Source organism: Colwellia sp. 5_MG-2023, from assembly GCF_030547795.1.
Classification (GTDB): domain Bacteria; phylum Pseudomonadota; class Gammaproteobacteria; order Enterobacterales; family Alteromonadaceae; genus Colwellia.
Window position 1 is genome coordinate 85,781 of the sequence record NZ_JAUOPW010000012.1, and the last position, 16,168, is coordinate 101,948.

14 protein-coding genes are annotated in these 16,168 nt (G+C 35.2%); 5 read left to right on the forward strand and 9 right to left on the reverse strand.

The window, feature by feature from the left end; translation table 11 throughout:
* Positions 1–49: 49 nt before the first annotated feature.
* The 3 genes from Q4496_RS10185 (at position 50) to Q4496_RS10195 (ending at position 3,527) form a co-directional block, all read left to right on the forward strand.
* Positions 50–1,942: a TonB-dependent siderophore receptor gene (locus Q4496_RS10185; protein ID WP_215972582.1), complete on the forward strand. Its 1,893-nt coding sequence runs from the start codon at positions 50–52 to the stop codon at positions 1,940–1,942.
* A gap of 131 nt (positions 1,943–2,073) precedes the next feature.
* A complete protein-coding gene (locus Q4496_RS10190) occupies positions 2,074–2,937 on the forward strand; it encodes an EamA family transporter (protein WP_303601928.1) in 864 nt (287 codons plus the stop codon).
* 122 nt (positions 2,938–3,059) lie between these two features.
* Positions 3,060–3,527, forward strand: coding sequence for a GNAT family N-acetyltransferase (locus Q4496_RS10195; protein ID WP_215972580.1), 468 nt, complete (start codon positions 3,060–3,062; stop codon positions 3,525–3,527).
* Between the two features lie 14 nt (positions 3,528–3,541).
* On the opposite strand, the gene Q4496_RS10200 is transcribed toward Q4496_RS10195, so the two are convergent.
* Positions 3,542–4,918: a M28 family peptidase gene (locus tag Q4496_RS10200; protein ID WP_303610401.1), complete on the reverse strand. Its 1,377-nt coding sequence runs from the start codon at positions 4,916–4,918 to the stop codon at positions 3,542–3,544.
* Positions 4,919–4,979: 61 nt separating this feature from the next.
* Positions 4,980–5,522: a YaeQ family protein gene (locus tag Q4496_RS10205; RefSeq protein WP_303601930.1), complete on the reverse strand. Its 543-nt coding sequence runs from the start codon at positions 5,520–5,522 to the stop codon at positions 4,980–4,982.
* 169 nt (positions 5,523–5,691) lie between these two features.
* On the opposite strand from Q4496_RS10205, the gene Q4496_RS10210 reads away from it, so the two are divergent.
* The gene (locus Q4496_RS10210) at positions 5,692–6,813 is read left to right on the forward strand and encodes an alanine--glyoxylate aminotransferase family protein (protein ID WP_215972577.1); all 1,122 of its coding nucleotides are present in this window, start codon (positions 5,692–5,694) and stop codon (positions 6,811–6,813) included.
* Positions 6,814–6,881: 68 nt separating this feature from the next.
* Here Q4496_RS10210 and Q4496_RS10215 read toward each other — a convergent pair whose 3' ends face one another.
* On the reverse strand, positions 6,882–7,301 hold the full coding sequence (locus Q4496_RS10215; protein ID WP_215972576.1) for a VOC family protein: 420 nt from the start codon (positions 7,299–7,301) through the stop codon (positions 6,882–6,884).
* 146 nt (positions 7,302–7,447) lie between these two features.
* Positions 7,448–11,620, reverse strand: a complete 4,173-nt coding sequence (locus Q4496_RS10220) for a two-component regulator propeller domain-containing protein (RefSeq protein WP_303610402.1) — start codon at positions 11,618–11,620, stop codon at positions 7,448–7,450.
* A gap of 515 nt (positions 11,621–12,135) precedes the next feature.
* On the opposite strand from Q4496_RS10220, the gene sigX reads away from it, so the two are divergent.
* Positions 12,136–12,660, forward strand: coding sequence for an RNA polymerase sigma factor SigX (sigX, locus tag Q4496_RS10225; RefSeq protein WP_215972574.1), 525 nt, complete (start codon positions 12,136–12,138; stop codon positions 12,658–12,660).
* 6 nt (positions 12,661–12,666) lie between these two features.
* Here the strand turns inward: sigX and nth are convergent, their stop codons facing one another.
* The 5 genes from nth to Q4496_RS10250 form a co-directional block, all read right to left on the reverse strand.
* Positions 12,667–13,326, reverse strand: a complete 660-nt coding sequence (gene nth, locus Q4496_RS10230; RefSeq protein ID WP_215972573.1) for an endonuclease III — start codon at positions 13,324–13,326, stop codon at positions 12,667–12,669.
* Positions 13,327–13,369: 43 nt separating this feature from the next.
* Entirely contained in the window at positions 13,370–14,170 is an 801-nt protein-coding gene (locus tag Q4496_RS10235) for an electron transport complex subunit E (RefSeq protein WP_215972572.1), read from the reverse strand.
* Positions 14,160–14,891, reverse strand: coding sequence for an electron transport complex subunit RsxG (gene rsxG, locus Q4496_RS10240; RefSeq protein ID WP_303601933.1), 732 nt, complete (start codon positions 14,889–14,891; stop codon positions 14,160–14,162). Before rsxG ends, Q4496_RS10235 begins: the two co-directional genes overlap by 11 nt.
* 3 nt (positions 14,892–14,894) lie before the next feature.
* Positions 14,895–15,986 carry an electron transport complex subunit RsxD gene (gene rsxD, locus Q4496_RS10245; protein WP_303610403.1) on the reverse strand — a complete coding sequence of 364 codons (1,092 nt, stop codon included), beginning with the start codon at positions 15,984–15,986 and terminating at the stop codon, positions 14,895–14,897.
* A gap of 2 nt (positions 15,987–15,988) precedes the next feature.
* Positions 15,989–16,168 (reverse strand): hypothetical protein (locus tag Q4496_RS10250; protein ID WP_303610404.1); only part of this gene is annotated, 180 nt, incomplete at its 5' end.

Here is a 16,168-nt window from a genome sequence, read left to right on the forward strand (position 1 = left end):
TAAAAGAAAAGATCGTTTTTTACCAATAGAGTGAATAGAGAATATTAACATGATTCGAATTGTACAAGTTGCCTTACCTGCTTTGTTATTTAGTCTATCGACTTCTGTATTAGCATCTGATGTGAATAAGGAAACAAATAATGAAGTAAAAAATGAGATGGAAGAATCAAGTCATGATATTGAAAAAATCATGGTGGAAGGTTCAACTACAGCAAATAACAAACCTGTAGGGACCTTTGGCTCGCCAGTGTCAAATTTAGAATATGACCCACGTGTAGATCTTCAATCACGTAATATGGCTGAAGCCCAAGCAGATGTAACAATTCGTGGTGGAATTTTTGAAAATACCGGGTTTAGGGTCGGCAGTGCCACTTTAGTTGACCCACAAACGGGGCATTACTTTGCTGAAATTCCTATTGCTCAAGAAATGTTGAGTAATGCTAACGTACTTACAGGGGTTGATAATGCGCTTCTAGGGATGAATAGCTCTGTAGGAACTGTATCTCGTGAATGGAAAGAGATAAAAACGTCGGGTAGTGCTTCAATTGGGGTAGGTAATAATAATTCTAATCTACAACGAATACATAGTGCTGTTAGTATTGAACTTGACGATTTCACTGATTGGACTATTGGTTTTGAAGGTGAATATTCACGCTCTGAAAGTGACGGTACTATAGAGTTTGGCGATCACGACTTTCAGCGAGCTTCAGGCCGCATTCAGTTAGCGAGTCCATCATCTCAAACTGATTTGTTTTTTGGCTCTCAAGAAAAGTTTTTTGGCTGGCCGAATATGTACACACCATTTAATGTTAATGAAACTGAAGATATTAAAACAGAGTTATTTATATTGAATCATAAACAGCATTATGCTCAAAATAGTACATTTGAAGTATCTGCTTATTATCGTAATAACAACGATCATTATATTTTTTCTCGTGAAAACCCAGAATCATTTCAATCTTTTCATGAAACGAATGTAAAATCGATAGGTTTGTCTGGTCGTCATGTACAAACAGCTGAATTTGCATTAAATTATTCAGCACAGTTTATAGAAGATAACATTACATCAACCTCACTTGAAAATAATTTTACCTCTCGTTCCTATTACAAATTCAGTGTATTACCTGAATATAGAATAGAGTTAGCTGATGAACAACAGTTATCTTTTCGTTTAGGGGCTGCTTTTGATGATACGAACCGTGACGATTCACAAGCTTCATTAATTGGTGATATCACATGGAATACAATCAATGCAGATGATACTTCTCAAACACTTTATGTTTCTTATGCAGAAGCTAGTCAAGTAGCTGGTTATACGGCTATTGGTGGAAGTAATACCGGTGGATTATTTAGAAGTAATTACGAGCTTGATCGAGAAACTACGAAAAATATTGAACTAGGACTCGCCTTAGATCGCGACACTTGGCGTTTGGATTCTGCTATTTTTTATCGACAAGATAATGATTTAACAGATTGGACTTACAGCTTAAGTTCAACCTCTGCTCGTACTGCCAATCCGGTTGACATAGATACATTAGGTGTTGAGTTAATTGCAATAAAGCGGTTAGAAAATGCTGAAATAATCACTAGTTATACCTTTCTCGATAAATCGGAAGACTACGGCCTTGCTGATATTGATGCTAGCTTTTATGCTTTGAACTTTCCAGACCACCGTGTAACCTTAGGTGTGATCTGGCGTCCTACTAGCATTGTTGAAGTGCGTGTTGATAATGAATGGCGTAAGCAGCAAGAAAATATTCTTCGCAACGGAGATGAAGATGCTTTATTTACACACCTAACGGTAAAAATATCTCCTTCACAAATTAAAGGTTTAGATATTATGCTTGCTGCTGATAACCTTTGGGATGAGTCTTTTGAAGAAGTGCCTGGTACCCCTGGTCGTGGTGAGCAATATACTATTAGTGCTACTTACCATTGGTAATATAGTAAAGGTTTAGTACCTCCTATTCATTGATTAGGGGGAATAGTTTTAAGCAGTATTTGAGCAAGATGAAATTGTGTATTTATTAGGGTAGTTATTAAATACATTAACTTTACTTATAGAGATTTTGAATGATTTATTTAGTGATAACTACGTTGATTTGGGCTTTTTCTTTTGGTCTTATTGGTAATACGCTTAAAGGTATTGATCCACTGCAGATCGCTGATACTCGACTATTGTTGGCATTACTTGCTTTTCTTCCTTTTATAAAGCTACGCAATACTAACTGGCAAGAAAAAAAGCAACTGATATTACTGGGAGCTTTTCAGTATGGTGTAATGTATACCTGTTATCTCTCTGCTTTTCGTTATTTACCCTCCCATTTAGTTGCACTATTTAGCGTACTTACACCGCTTTATATTGTTATTATTAATGACCTGCGACAACGCAGTTTTACTCCTTGGTATTTATTAGCCACTATACTTTCGGTGTTTGGAGCAGCGATTATAAAAATGGGCAATATTGACTCAAACGAAATTTGGTTAGGGTTTGGTCTTATGCAAATAGCTAATATTGCTTTTGCGTTTGGGCAAGTTTATTATCGTGATTGGAAACAAAAACGACCACATATTAGCGACAGCTCTGTTTTTGGCTTTTTATATCTTGGTGCTACTGTCTTTACTATACTTGCAACATTATTAATTTCACAAAAGCCACCTTTACCTTTAGATGCAACACCTGAGCAGTGGTTGGTCTTAGTGTATATGGGGGTAATAGCTTCAGGACTTAGTTTCTTTTTTTGGAATAAAGGAGGAACTCAAACAAGTGTCGGAGTATTAGCTACCTTTAATAATGCTGTTGTGCCGTTAGCTATGTTTGCTTCTTTATTTGTGTTTGGTGAAGCAAAAGGTGGTACAACAGAAGAGCTTGCACGACTTGCTATTGGTTCCTTGTTTATTGTTACAGCACTGTTGATAGCTAAACGCAGATCTTAACCTTATAAACTTAGGTTGATGATATAGCTACTGATTACGCAATAATTATCGTACTTATGTAGATTTTATTTCAGAAAATATTGTTATACTGTCCTTATACAGAAAAATTAAAAACTATTTAAATGAAATTTACAATAGGCTTTAGAAACGTTACGCATGAAGATTTAGATTTTTTATTAATTTTAAGAAAAAAATCAATGTCTAAGCATTTAGCAAATGCAAAAATAAAACTAACCAATGAACAACACCTTGAAAGAGTGAAAGAGCATTATTACGATTCACATATTATCCTAAGAAATCGTAAACCAATAGGTCTACTAAAACTCGGAATCGTTTCTCTTAATAATACCAGCAAGAGTTTGCATATCAGGCAATTACAAATATTGCCTGAATATCAAGGTAAAGGGATCGGCAGTAAAGTGTTAAAGGTCGTTAAAAAAAAGGCATTACAGCTTCAACTACCTATTACTCTGAATGTATTATTAAAAAACCCTGCTAGAGGGCTTTATTTACGTCATGGCTTTCAAATTGAAGGAAAAAATAAAGTAGAATTTCAGATGCGCTGCCCACTTGATGTTCTAGCTATTTAATTTGAGAGCGTAGGTTAATATATCAGACCTCTATTTTTTACTTTATTGACATCAATACGCGATGGTGTCACTGAACCATCTACTAAAGGTTGAGTGGCAATTGCTAGTGCTTCTATTACTTTATGTAACGAAGGTAAATTTAATGAAGACAGATCATCAGTTACATTATGATAATGTTTATCTTTGTCTAATTGAGTGCTACTAAAGCTATGGGCAGGTACGCCTAATCTTGCTAATGTTGCATTGTCTGAACGATAAAACAAACCTTGTTCAGGATAAGGGTCTTGATGAATTTCGTTACCCGATTTAGCTAACACTTGGTTTAATTGTTGACCTAAATTAGAACGTTCCATTCCTGTCATCCACATTGTACCTGCGCCAAACTTAGACGGTTTACCAATCATTTCAATATTAATCATTGCAGTGATGCTGTTAGGATCTACTTGCTTTGAAAAATATTGTGATCCAAAACCTCCGAGCTCTTCTGCACTAAACGCTGCAAACATTAAGGTACGAGCATTGTCATTTTGTTTAGCGTAATGCTGAGCAATATTAATAATTGCGGTTGTGCCAGAAGCATTATCATCAGCACCATTAAAAATATGATCACCTTCACTATTTGTCATACCTAAATGATCATAGTGGGCAGAATAAAGTACGATTTCGTTTGGTTTGGTTTTTCCGGGTAATACGGCTATTACGTTGCTAAGTTCACTGATACTTTTTTTGTTTTTAGCGACAAGACCTATGTTTTTAACTTCTTCTGATGTTACTTTAGAAAGCGCTATTACTATTGTGCCACCAATATCTTGCTGATTATTTTTTTCTACCAGTTTAGTGACTCCGCGGGCAAATCGTTGTTGATAGCGTTGGAATGTTTTTTCATGTGCAGGGTTTAAAAGAACCAGGTGATCTCCACCTTGGCTATTTATATTGCTCAGTGCGTCACGCAAGCTATCATCTTTACCAATAGTGTGAATTGTAAACTCATTGCTCTTTACCCCATTAGTCATTAACCATGACACGTCTGTTGCTGTACTGGCTATTGTTAAGTTGTCAGTGAGCTGTGCTTGTCCATTTAAAACTAAGTCGAGTTTTGTAGAACTCATTTTTGATATTTTATATTTCTGTAAAAAGCTATGCGCTGCGATATCTTCAGTGCCGATTAAACCGCTTTCTTGAAAACGGCTTGCTATGTAACTGGCCGCTTGTTTAATTTCGGTAGAGAAATTTCCTCTACCTTTTAAATTGTCACTGGCTAAGTAGGTTATATCTTTAGTCACTTGTGCTAAAGATATCGTGCTTTGCTCTGCTAAAGTCGAAAATGAGGAGACGATACTTGTTGCTAATATGCTGGCTGTAAATAAAGACGTTGAGATTTTTTTAATCATATTATTTTCCTGTGTTTTCTATTAAGTTTGAGCAGTTAAGTTTGAGCAAGGTTGTAGTAAATTACTGCTCTATTTTTAATGTAGTTGTTTCTATTAATAAAGATTCATCACCACAGCTTAGCCATAGTTGACCGTCTTGAATGCTGCATTGAAATTCCATCGTTCTATTGAGTAGTTTTACCAATGCATCTGTAGTACTGGTTTCAAACTGTTCAATACTCAATTTGGGAAATTTATTTAATGTGTTTTGCGATTGTGACCACCAAGTCTCAACGCTTGGCCCATAACAGTAAAGTTTTACATGGGCTGATTTATTGCAAGCCTTTTTGATGCGTTTTTCATCTATTTGGCCTAATTCAATCCATAAAGCAATTTCATCGCTATAGTTTATTTGCCACATTACTGCTTCATCTTCATCACTTAACCCCTTGCCAAACTGTAAATCATTATGGGCATTTAAAATGTAGCATATCAAACGCACCATAAGTCGTTGATCTGTTTCAGAAGGGTGTTGTGCTATGGTAAGTTGCAAAGAGTCGTAGTAGTTACGATCCATGTCTGCAAGCTCAATATTAGCTTTATAAATTGTTGCTTTAAGTGCCATGTGTGTTTTTTGCTATATTCAAAAAATAAGTTATTGATAATGATAACAGTATAAGAAATCCTTACTACACATTTTTAAAATAAATAGTTGAGATAATAGCGATAAATTTAATAAATAATTTAGAGAATGTTATGGTATTGTTCTAATAATTTTTTTATTTGAGTTTATTATGCCAATTCAATCTTTTATACCACCAGAACGTACATTAATGGGGCCAGGTCCTTCAGATGTTAGCCCTAGAGTTTTATCTGCACTTGCTCGACCTACCATAGGTCACTTAGATCCTAAGTTTATTGAAATGATGGATGAAGTTAAATCATTATTACAATATGCATTTCAGACTAAAAACACCTATACCATGGCAATTTCGGCTCCAGGTTCAGCGGGAATGGAAGCTTGTTTTGTTAACTTAGTAACCCCTGATGATACGGTCGTTGTTTGTCAAAATGGTGTTTTTGGTGCACGTATGATTGAAAATGTTGTCCGTATTGGCGCTAAGGTTGTGGTTGTTGAAGGAGAATGGGGTAAAGCAGTTGACCCAGAAGCTTTAGAAGAAGCATTAAAACAAACACCAGAAGCGAGTTTTGTTGCTTTTGTGCATGCAGAAACTTCTACCGGTGCGCTGTCTGATTGTAAAACTTTATGTGAAATAGCACGTAAATATAATTGTTTAACTATTGTTGATGCTGTTACCTCATTAGGCGGTGTTGAGTTAAGAGTTGATGATTGGGGGATTGACGCAGTTTATTCTGGTAGTCAAAAATGTTTATCCTGTGTGCCAGGATTATCACCAATAAGCTTTAGTGATAAGGCGGCTGAAATTATTAAAAATCGTGATAGCTCTGTACAAAGTTGGTTTTTAGACCAATCATTGGTGATGGGATATTGGTCAGGGCAGGGTAAACGCAGCTACCATCATACCGCACCAGTAAACTCTTTATATGCACTACATGAATCATTAGTTATGTTACAAAATGAAGGTTTGGAAAATAGTTGGGCACGCCATCAAGCACAACATAAAAAATTAGCGTCTGGCTTAGAAAGCTTAGGGCTTGAGTTTATCGTACCTGAAGGAGAACGTTTACCACAATTAAATCTCGTTTATATTCCAGAAGGTGTTGATGATGCTAAGGTTCGTCAATTCTTATTAACAGAATATAATTTAGAAATTGGTGCAGGTTTAGGTAAATTTGCAGGCACTGCTTGGCGAATTGGATTAATGGGCCATACTGCGCGTAATGAAAATGTCTTATTATGTTTAGCAGCGCTTAAAGAGGCATTAGCTCAATAAATATTGCTAAGAGCTAAGTATATTCTTGGCAATAATATACTTAGCTCGTTAATGATAGTGCTCAAATACTACCAAGAGCCTATATTTTCCATGCTTAACCAAGGCTCTTGTGGCGGTAGTGCATCACCTTTTTGTAATAACTCAATTGAAATATTATCAGGTGATTTAATAAATGCCATATTGCCACATCGTGGTGGACGATTAATAACCACACCACTGTTTTGTAGCGCTAAACATGTTTGATAAATATCATCTACTTCAAAAGCTAAATGACCAAAGTTACGCCCACCTTTATAGTTTTCTTCTGAGCCCCAGTTATGAGTTAATTCAACTTCAGGCTCTCCTATCGCTGTAGCTAAGTAGATTAAGGTGAATTTGCCTTCAGGTACATCTACGCGCTTTGTTTCAATTAAACCGAGCTTGTTGATGTAAAAGTCTAGTGATTGCTCAAGATCACGAACGCGCACCATAGCATGTAAAAATTTCATTGATATTCCTTTGATTGTGAATTTATAGCAAGATAAAATCTTAGTACATGGGTATTACTTAGTTTCTACGCTTCTATCGGTAAATTGTACTTATTTAAGTCATGCAATAATAGAAGAAGGGTATTTTTTTATTAACAACACATTCTTTATTGGTTATTTTCAATAATAAGTTTTCGCTGAGTTTGTTTTGGGGTTTCTTGATACTTATCTTTAAAACATTTCGAAAAGTGTGGCAAAGTTGTATAACCACAAGCTATTGATATATCTGAAATACTATCACCAAATTTTAGCATTTCATATGCGCATTGAAGTCGATATTCTCGAATAATATCTTTAGGTTTTTGTGATAGATAAAGTTCTGTTTTACGTCTTAATGTTCTTTCATCCATAGCTAATAATTCTGATAGTTTTTTTACATTAAACTCAGGATCAGGAAAGTGTATTTTTAAAAACTCTCTAGTTCGTTGAATAAACTTATTACCAGTACTATCGTTTGATAACTCTATTTGTAAATGGTTAGCTGCTATTGCTGTAATTTTATTTCTAGTCTCGGTGGATGAGTCTAATAAATTAGCAATTTTTAATTTTAATATTTCGCCGCTAAAAGGCTTATTGATATAATCTGTAGCACCAACTTGTAAGCCTTGTTTTTGGCTTGCTATATCACTTTTTGCGGTAAGAAAAATGATAGGGCATTTACTATATGGTTTATTGCTTGTCCTGATAAATTGACAAAGTTCAAAGCCATTCATTAATGGCATCATCACATCAGATAAAATTAAATCAGGTTGAAATCCATCAATAAGCTCAACGGCTTCTTGTCCGTTGTGTACGCTTAAAACGTCATAGTTTGATGCCAATAACTCCGTCAGAAATTGGTTTATTTCTAGGTTATCTTCAACAATAAGTAGCTTGGTATTACATTGATTTATAGCGATGCTGGGTTGTAAATTAGCTTCTTGATTGTTTTTATTCTCGATTAATGTTTGATCGATATTAAAAATCAAATCAATAGGCAAGGAAATAATAAATTGAACTAGATTAGGCTGAGTATTATCTAAAGTTAACATCCCTTGATAAGACTCAATTAGCTCTCTACTTGAAGAAAGACCTATGCCTTGTCCTTCCGTTTGGTGGTGATGTTTAAGACGATAAAATTTTTCGAAAATAACATTTTCGTATTGTTCTGGAATATTAGGCCCTACATTGGTGACTTTAATAATGCAAAAAGGGTTATCTAACATACAGATAATTTTAATTTCACTCGAACTCTCGGCATATTTTATGGCGTTTGAAACCAGGTTACTTAACACAGTCTCTAGCAACTCAGTTTCAATAATTAGTTCGGCATTGGTTTTGCAATCAAATGAAAAGGTTAGCGATTTTGCTGAGGCTAAACTAGAAAAATTATTAATGATTTGTTTACAGGTATGCTCTAACTTAACAATTGACTTTTTGGCAGTTGATTGTTTGTTGTTAGCAAGTGACAATAATTGCTCAACAAGATTAAATAATCGTTGGCCGTTATGTTTGATATTACTTATTTTTTTATTATTTTCGGCATTTAAGTCGGTATTAGATACCGTTTCTAATGCGTTGAAAATAAGTGTTAATGGGGTTTTTAATTCGTGTGATATATTTTCAATAAAATGTTGTTTTTCTTTAAGCAGTTTTTCAACTTCATTTTTACTTTGTAAAATTTCTACAGTTTTTAATTTTACTTGGCTTTTAAGCTGATTTTCACGTTTTCTATGTTCATTTTGTCGAGCTAATATATAAAGATAAATACCGGTGATAATAGTTATGGCATATAAAGTAAAGGCTAGCCAAGAGTAATAAAATGGCGGGGTAACTGTTAGCATTAGTGTTTTGGGATTATTAGACCACATACCTTCGTTATTACTGGAATCAATTTCAATTTTATACTGCCCAAATGGTAGCTTTCTAAATGTTAAGTCTTTGAAATCAGGATTGATGCTTGACCAATAGCCGTTATCAACTCTATAGCGATACTGGTTTTCTTCTGGTTGAGTAAATTCATTATTAGCGACAGAGAGTGAGAAGGGCTGATCATCATAACTGAGTTGTAATTTATCTGCGTAGCCTATCCATTGATCTAAACCTTGATGTAATTCAGGCGTGATTAATTGGTCTTTAATTCTAAGTTGGCTAAAAAATGTGTTTTTGGGAATATTTGGGTTAGAGCCCATACGTTTTTCTGGATTAAAACTAAGTACACCATTTAAGCCGCCAAAATATATTGTACCGTCCTCGGCCTGAAACGCGCTCTCGGAATCAAATTCAATTTCCGATAACGGAGTTGAAAATTTATAGTGTTTTATTATCGGTTTGCATTGATAGTTAGATGTGACTGGGTATCTATGACAAGGGGTCATTTTATCAAGCCCTCCAGCCGAGCTAATCCACAGATTACCTAATGTATCTTCAAAAATAGCATAAATAACATTGCTCGAAAGACCATCTTTCATTGTGTAATGCTGGAAACTTTTACCATCATTTTTTAATAAATTAATGCCTCCCCCCCAAGTTCCCACCCAAACATCTTGATGACTGTCTACTTTAATGGCAAATATTAAATCATTAGATAAACTATCTGGCTGTTCGGGATCATGATTAAAGTTCTTCCATTCATGACTTAGCGTATTAAATTTATATAACCCCCTCGCATAAGTGTATTTTTCTTGTTCTTTTGTTTTATTAAAATGGGTGCCTATCCATAAGTTATCTTTATTATCTGGGCTTAATGCTCTGACCATTGGTGCCGTATCATTGTCTTCTACTGGAGAGTAATTGGTAAATTCGTGAGATTTGGTTGAAAAAGAAGTGATGCCTCTGCCATGACCTATCCATAAGTTATGGGCTTTCCCTTCATGTAAATTGAAAATATGATCTTGCCAACCATTTTGTTTAAATTGCTGCCATTTTTTGGTTTCTTCGTTAAATAAATTAAGGCCACCTCCTTCTGTTCCTGCCCAAATGTCACCTTGTGAATCTTCAAGAAGGGCTCTTACATGATTATTGGACAAGGCGCTTTTGTCATTTATACGATGAGAAAAGTAGTCCCACTTTTTAGTTTGGCTGTGATAGCGGCTAATACCTCTATCTTGGCTACCCAACCATAAGCGGTTTTTAGAATCATACATAATTGCACGACTTAATGTGCTAATAGGTCCAAAAGATGACTTAGGATCAAAAAGGTAACTATTAAATGTTGGTCGGTTAAAACTTACTTTGGCAATCCCTTGTGAGGTGATCATCCATAAGTTTTTTGACGTATCACTAAAAATATTGAGTATCTCGTTACTTTCATCACTTTTGGGAAAAGCACCTAGTGCAATAAACTTCATTTTTTGGCTGCTATAATCATATTCAACTAATGAACTGGGTAAGGCTACCCATAGCCTTTCATCAATTTTCTTTATTGCTAAGGCTCTGTTGTTTTCCGATTGATTAAAAAGCTTAGGTTGAAAGTGTTGGATTAGTTTGTTTTCTGCTGACAACTGATAAATACCGTTATCAGCTGTTACCCAGTAGCTAGCATCATGTTCAATAAGCATATCTAGCAGTTTATTGGTGGGGGAGTCAGAAGTAAAAACAACTTTAATTTTATCGGTCTGTTGATTTACTTGATAAACTGATTCTGTCGTTAATATCCAGCTATAGCCATTATTGTAAATGATTTTTTCTACGGGTTTGTTTTCTAAAAAGTCAGATTTTAGCGGATAAAACTTACCGTATTGCTCTTGCCAAAAATAAACTCCTTGGCTGGTTGCTAGGGCCATTTGATTATCAGAGAAATAACTAATCTGATTAAAAATTAATAACTCATTAGGTTCAGTATTTGCGATAGGAATTGCAGTGAGTAATTGTGTATTGGCATCATAAGTGAATACCCCCGAATCAGTCGTTAACCAAATAGTTCCTTTTTTATCAACAAAAACTTGATGACCAGTTAGTTCTATTAATTTACCGTGTAGATCTTTGAATGAGATTTTAGCTAGTTTCCATTCACGTTTGTCTAATCGAAAAATACCATTAGAAAAATTTAAAAACCAAATTCCCTTGTGGTTATCTTCATAAATATGGGCAACATTTAATGGCTTCTCTCCTGTATCGTTTAACTCAATAGCTAACTCGTTAAACTGTCCTCCTAAATACCAATTAACATCAGTCTCAGTACCTGCCCAAATAATACCATCGCTATCTTGAAAAATAGTATGCAAATTGGAGTTACTTAATCCTTGTTCTTTACCAAGGTAATCAATGGACGCTGCTAGACTTGCTGGTGAAAAAAACAAGATAAAAAATACCCCCCAAGAAAAGGAGGATAGTGAACAGTTATTTTTTATTGTTTTTGATGGCATAGAAAATTTTTATACGTCATTTTATCAGTAAGTTATTATTGTCGCATTTCAGACATACATCGTAAACTGTTTATTTTTAACATGAAAATTTACTTTTTAAGTTATTTAGACCGTTATTGATAAAACAACGTCCGATTTTGATAAACGCTAAAGTTACTTTCCCCCTATCATAGATACATGATTAAGTGACTCATCTGTAGTGCCAAATCTTATCCAAATGAGTCAGGAAACCTTAATGAACAATAGAGTGTTATTCGCTGTAGGTATAGTAATTGCCTTAATAACTTCTTCTGTATTTATATCAGTAGTAGATGGTAGTTATATCTGATCACAACGGCCCTTAAGTACTTTTTGTTCGTAATAACCTTAAATTAATTTCTGCAATCGATTAACTATAACTAATAGTTTTTCGATTAAATTAAAGCCTTCAAGAAGAGTTACTGTTTACTATGCTTAATGAACGACAGCTTGTTGTTTTAGTACAAGAGCGTCTTCCTTATGATACGCGTTTATTTCAGCAGTTAATTACTCCATATTTACCTGAATTAAAAGGGTACTGTGTAAAATTGCTTAATAATCAGTCTGATGCTGAGGATGTAGTACAAGAAACTCTTATAAAAACATTAAAAAATTTAAAGGCTTTTAAGTGGGTTGTGTCTTTTAGAGCATGGCTATTCAAAATTGCTTATAACGAATGTATTAACAAGATAAGAGAGCGACGTTGGGGAATTATTGAGAATGATGAAGAATACCTCGAAAACTTAATAGATGAGAAGACTGATAGCGAAGACCCTGCTTCCGTATTATCTGAGCTAATACAACATTTATCATTGACCGATCGTAACATTATGCTATTACGTTATCGTAGTGAATTAAGTTTTCAGGATATTGCGAATATTCATCAGCTAAAACTTTCAGCGGTAAAAATGCGGCATAAACGGGTTGTCGAGTTTTTAAAGCAAAAGCTAAAATAAGTAGCGTTAATCTGTTTTCTCTTTAAAATCACATAAATCTTCAATGATACAAGAACCACATTTAGGTTTACGTGCAGTGCAAGTGTAACGTCCATGTAAAATGAACCAGTGATGCAAATTGAACATAAACTCTGTTTTGTTTGGTGTGTTTTTTATTATCGCCTGTTCTGTTTGTTCAACCGTTTTACCTTTGGCATAGCCTGTACGGTTTGCCAGTCGCTGAATATGAGTATCAACGGCTAAAAAGTAGTTACCTTCATTATCTTTAAGCCAACCAAAAGCAGTGTTTAATACAACATTGGCTGTTTTTCTACCAACACCGGGTAATGCTTCGAGTGCAGCTCGATTCTCTGGTACTTCACCACCATGTAAGTCAACCAACATTTGACAGGTTTTCATGGTGTTTTTAGCTTTGGTATTAAATAAGCCTATGGTTTTCACATAAGAAATTAACCCTTCTAAGCCTAGATCAAGTATTGCTTGAGGAGTGTTCGCTACCGGATATAATTTTGCGGTTGCTTTATTTACCCCTACATCTGTTGCTTGGGCCGAAAGAAGTACTGCTATTAGTAATTCAAAAGGGGTACTAAAGTTTAACTCTGTCGTTGGCTCCGGATTATTATCACGCAGCCTAGTCAGCATTTCTAATCGTTTGGCTTTATTCATTTGTATCGGTCACTATTATTCATTGCAATTGGTATCATGTTACTTATGAGTCAAAGTTAACTCTAACTCGCTCAATAGTGGCTTTTTCTTTTTTGGGTTGACGTTGTTTTATATAAGTATCAATACTGTTTTTAAGTGCGATGATAAAGCCCATAGCAATAAACGCTCCTGGAGGGAGTATGGCTAATAAAAACTGACTATCTAATTTTACCACTTCAATGCGTAAAACACCTGCCCAATCACCAAAGAGTAGGTGAGCACCATCAAATAATGTACCTTGTCCTAAGATTTCTCGAATCGCGCCTAGCAAAATTAACACTAATGCAAAACCAAGTCCCATCATTAAGCCATCAAAACTGGCTTGTTTTACTGGATTTTTAGATGCGTAAGCCTCTGCTCTACCAATAATGGCACAATTGGTGACGATTAATGGGAGAAATATTCCCAATGATTGATATATACCATAAGTATATGCGTTCATTAATAGCTGAACACAAGTAACAAATGAAGCAATAATTAAGACAAAAATAGGGATGCGAATTTCTTTAGGTACCCAATGACGGATAGCAGAAACAGTAGCATTAGAGGCGACTAGAACTAACAAGGTCGCTAGTCCTAAACCTAAAGCATTGGTGATAGTGGCGGTTACTGCTAGTAATGGGCATAGGCCGAGTAATTGAACTATACCTGGGTTATTCTTCCATAGCCCTTGAATAGCTAACTCTTTATACTCAGCTTTAAGTGCTTTTTGGGCTAATGTTTTTTCTGCTAATTGTTGCTCAAGCTCAATATTGTTCTCTGACAATTGAGGAGCTTCATTTACATTATTTTCACTAGTATTCATTAGTAGCCTCATATTCAGGTTGAGGTTCTTGATCACCTATTAAACAGCTATTAGGAAGCGTTAATACTTTGTTTTTGTTTTCGATAAAAAATAATAGCGTGTTTTTCACTGCTTTAACGATTGCCCTTGGCGTAATAGTTGCTCCGGTAAATTGATCAAAAGTACCACCATCTTTTGTTACCTGCCAGCGAGTGTCTAGTTCTGATAATAGCTTTTTACCATTAAAGGCTGTGATCCAGTTACTTTTTTTAAGCTCTACTTTATCACCTAACCCCGGCGTTTCTTGATGCTTTAACACTCTAACGCCACTAATACTATTATCTATATTGATAGCAACAATCAGTTCAATTTTACCATTATAGCCATCGAGTGCTGTACTTGTGATAGCTACTGCTACAGGAGAGTTATTATTACGAGCTATGTAAGCTTTTTGCACTATATTGGTATTTTGGGTGCTACCAAGTAAAGGTGAACTAATATTCACACAGTCTTGAGTTATTTCGTTGTTATAACTACTTGGCTCAATTATTTCATGCAATGTATTTAATAATTGCAATTGTGTTTGTTCTTGTATTCTATCTTTTGTTAATTCATTAACTAGGCCAACGATAACTGTACAAACAATAGCGAATATTGCGAGTATTTGACTATTTTTTTGTATTGGTAATCGGAATGCTGATTTATCTTTAGCATTTTTATTAGGGGGTAAAGAGTTAGTCATTATTTAACCTTTGTTACTATCAATATCATGGCCGTAGGTACGCGGACGTGTATATTGATCTATTAAAGGGGCTGTCATATTACAAAGTAACACAGCAAAGGCAATACCGTCGGGATAGCCACCAAACGTTCTAATCAAGTACACTAATAATCCTGCTAAAGCACCCATAATTAATCGACCTTTTACACTTGTAGCACCAGAGACAGGGTCTGTTAAAATAAAGAATGCCCCTAACATACAACCACCTGTTGTCCAGTGGAGTAGAGGTGAAGCACTGGTATCTGGGCTTAGACTATAAGCAATAAAAGAACAGATAAATAAGCTTACTAAAAAGCTAATAGGGGTTTGCCAAGCAATAGCTTTTTTGGCTATTAGGATTAAGCCGCCAATTAAAAATGCAATATTTACCCACTCCCAACCAAAAGCAAAACCTAAACTTGGACCTATAGTATTAGAAAATAAGTTGTTTTGTATGATTTCTAATGTGGTAAAACCTAAATTTAGGTTCGTTTTTAAAGTGTCTAATGGCGTAGCCATAGTAAAGCCGTCAATACTCGTGCGAAGTTGCTCGACGGAGTAGCCTTCATTGGTAAAACCGGTAAATATTGTGGTTAACGTATTGGTGAAATTTAAATCTATATTCATCAGGTGCAATGGCGGCTGCCATGATGTCATTTGAACAGGAAAAGAAATGAGCAACATAACGTAAGCAGCCATCGCTGGGTTGAACGGGTTGTGCCCTAAACCACCATAGAGTTGTTTTACCACTAAAATAGCAAATGCAGCGCCAATAACTGAAATCCACCATGGAGCAACAGCAGGTAAACAAATACCAATTAGTATTGCCGTTAATATGGCACTACCATCGAACAATTGTTTATTGATTTTCTTTGAATTACTTCGTAGTGATAAAGCGAAAAATTCACAGAGTAATGCTGTGGTGATAGCTAATGCTATATGAATAATATTACCCCAGCCAAAGAAGTACCATTGAGCATATATCCCAGGGAATAAAGCATAAATGACTAAACGCATTAAAGCCGATGTTTCGGTTTGATTGTGATTATGGGGCGAACTTGCTATCCAAAATGCCATAATTATTCTAATTCTTCATTGCTAGGTTTTAAAGGTGATGTGTTATCACTGTTACTGACTTGTAAGAGAGCTTCTTGTTCTTGGGCTTTTTTAGCATTTACCTTAGCTTTAGCTTTTGCAACGGCAGCCGCAATCCGAGCTTTTTTATCATCAGCTTGGCTTGTTACTTGTTCTACCTGACT

Coding starts and splice junctions, on each gene's coding strand:
- Q4496_RS10185 (WP_215972582.1), top strand. CDS start 50: ATGATTCGAATTGTACAAGTTGCCTTACCTGCTTTGTTATTTAGTCTA.
- Q4496_RS10190 (WP_303601928.1), top strand. CDS start 2,074: ATGATTTATTTAGTGATAACTACGTTGATTTGGGCTTTTTCTTTTGGT.
- Q4496_RS10195 (WP_215972580.1), top strand. CDS start 3,060: ATGAAATTTACAATAGGCTTTAGAAACGTTACGCATGAAGATTTAGAT.
- Q4496_RS10200 (WP_303610401.1), bottom strand. CDS start 4,918: ATGATTAAAAAAATCTCAACGTCTTTATTTACAGCCAGCATATTAGCA.
- Q4496_RS10205 (WP_303601930.1), bottom strand. CDS start 5,522: ATGGCACTTAAAGCAACAATTTATAAAGCTAATATTGAGCTTGCAGAC.
- Q4496_RS10210 (WP_215972577.1), top strand. CDS start 5,692: ATGCCAATTCAATCTTTTATACCACCAGAACGTACATTAATGGGGCCA.
- Q4496_RS10215 (WP_215972576.1), bottom strand. CDS start 7,301: ATGAAATTTTTACATGCTATGGTGCGCGTTCGTGATCTTGAGCAATCA.
- sigX (WP_215972574.1), top strand. CDS start 12,136: ATGCTTAATGAACGACAGCTTGTTGTTTTAGTACAAGAGCGTCTTCCT.
- nth (WP_215972573.1), bottom strand. CDS start 13,326: ATGAATAAAGCCAAACGATTAGAAATGCTGACTAGGCTGCGTGATAAT.
- Q4496_RS10235 (WP_215972572.1), bottom strand. CDS start 14,170: ATGAATACTAGTGAAAATAATGTAAATGAAGCTCCTCAATTGTCAGAG.
- rsxG (WP_303601933.1), bottom strand. CDS start 14,891: ATGACTAACTCTTTACCCCCTAATAAAAATGCTAAAGATAAATCAGCA.
- rsxD (WP_303610403.1), bottom strand. CDS start 15,986: ATGGCATTTTGGATAGCAAGTTCGCCCCATAATCACAATCAAACCGAA.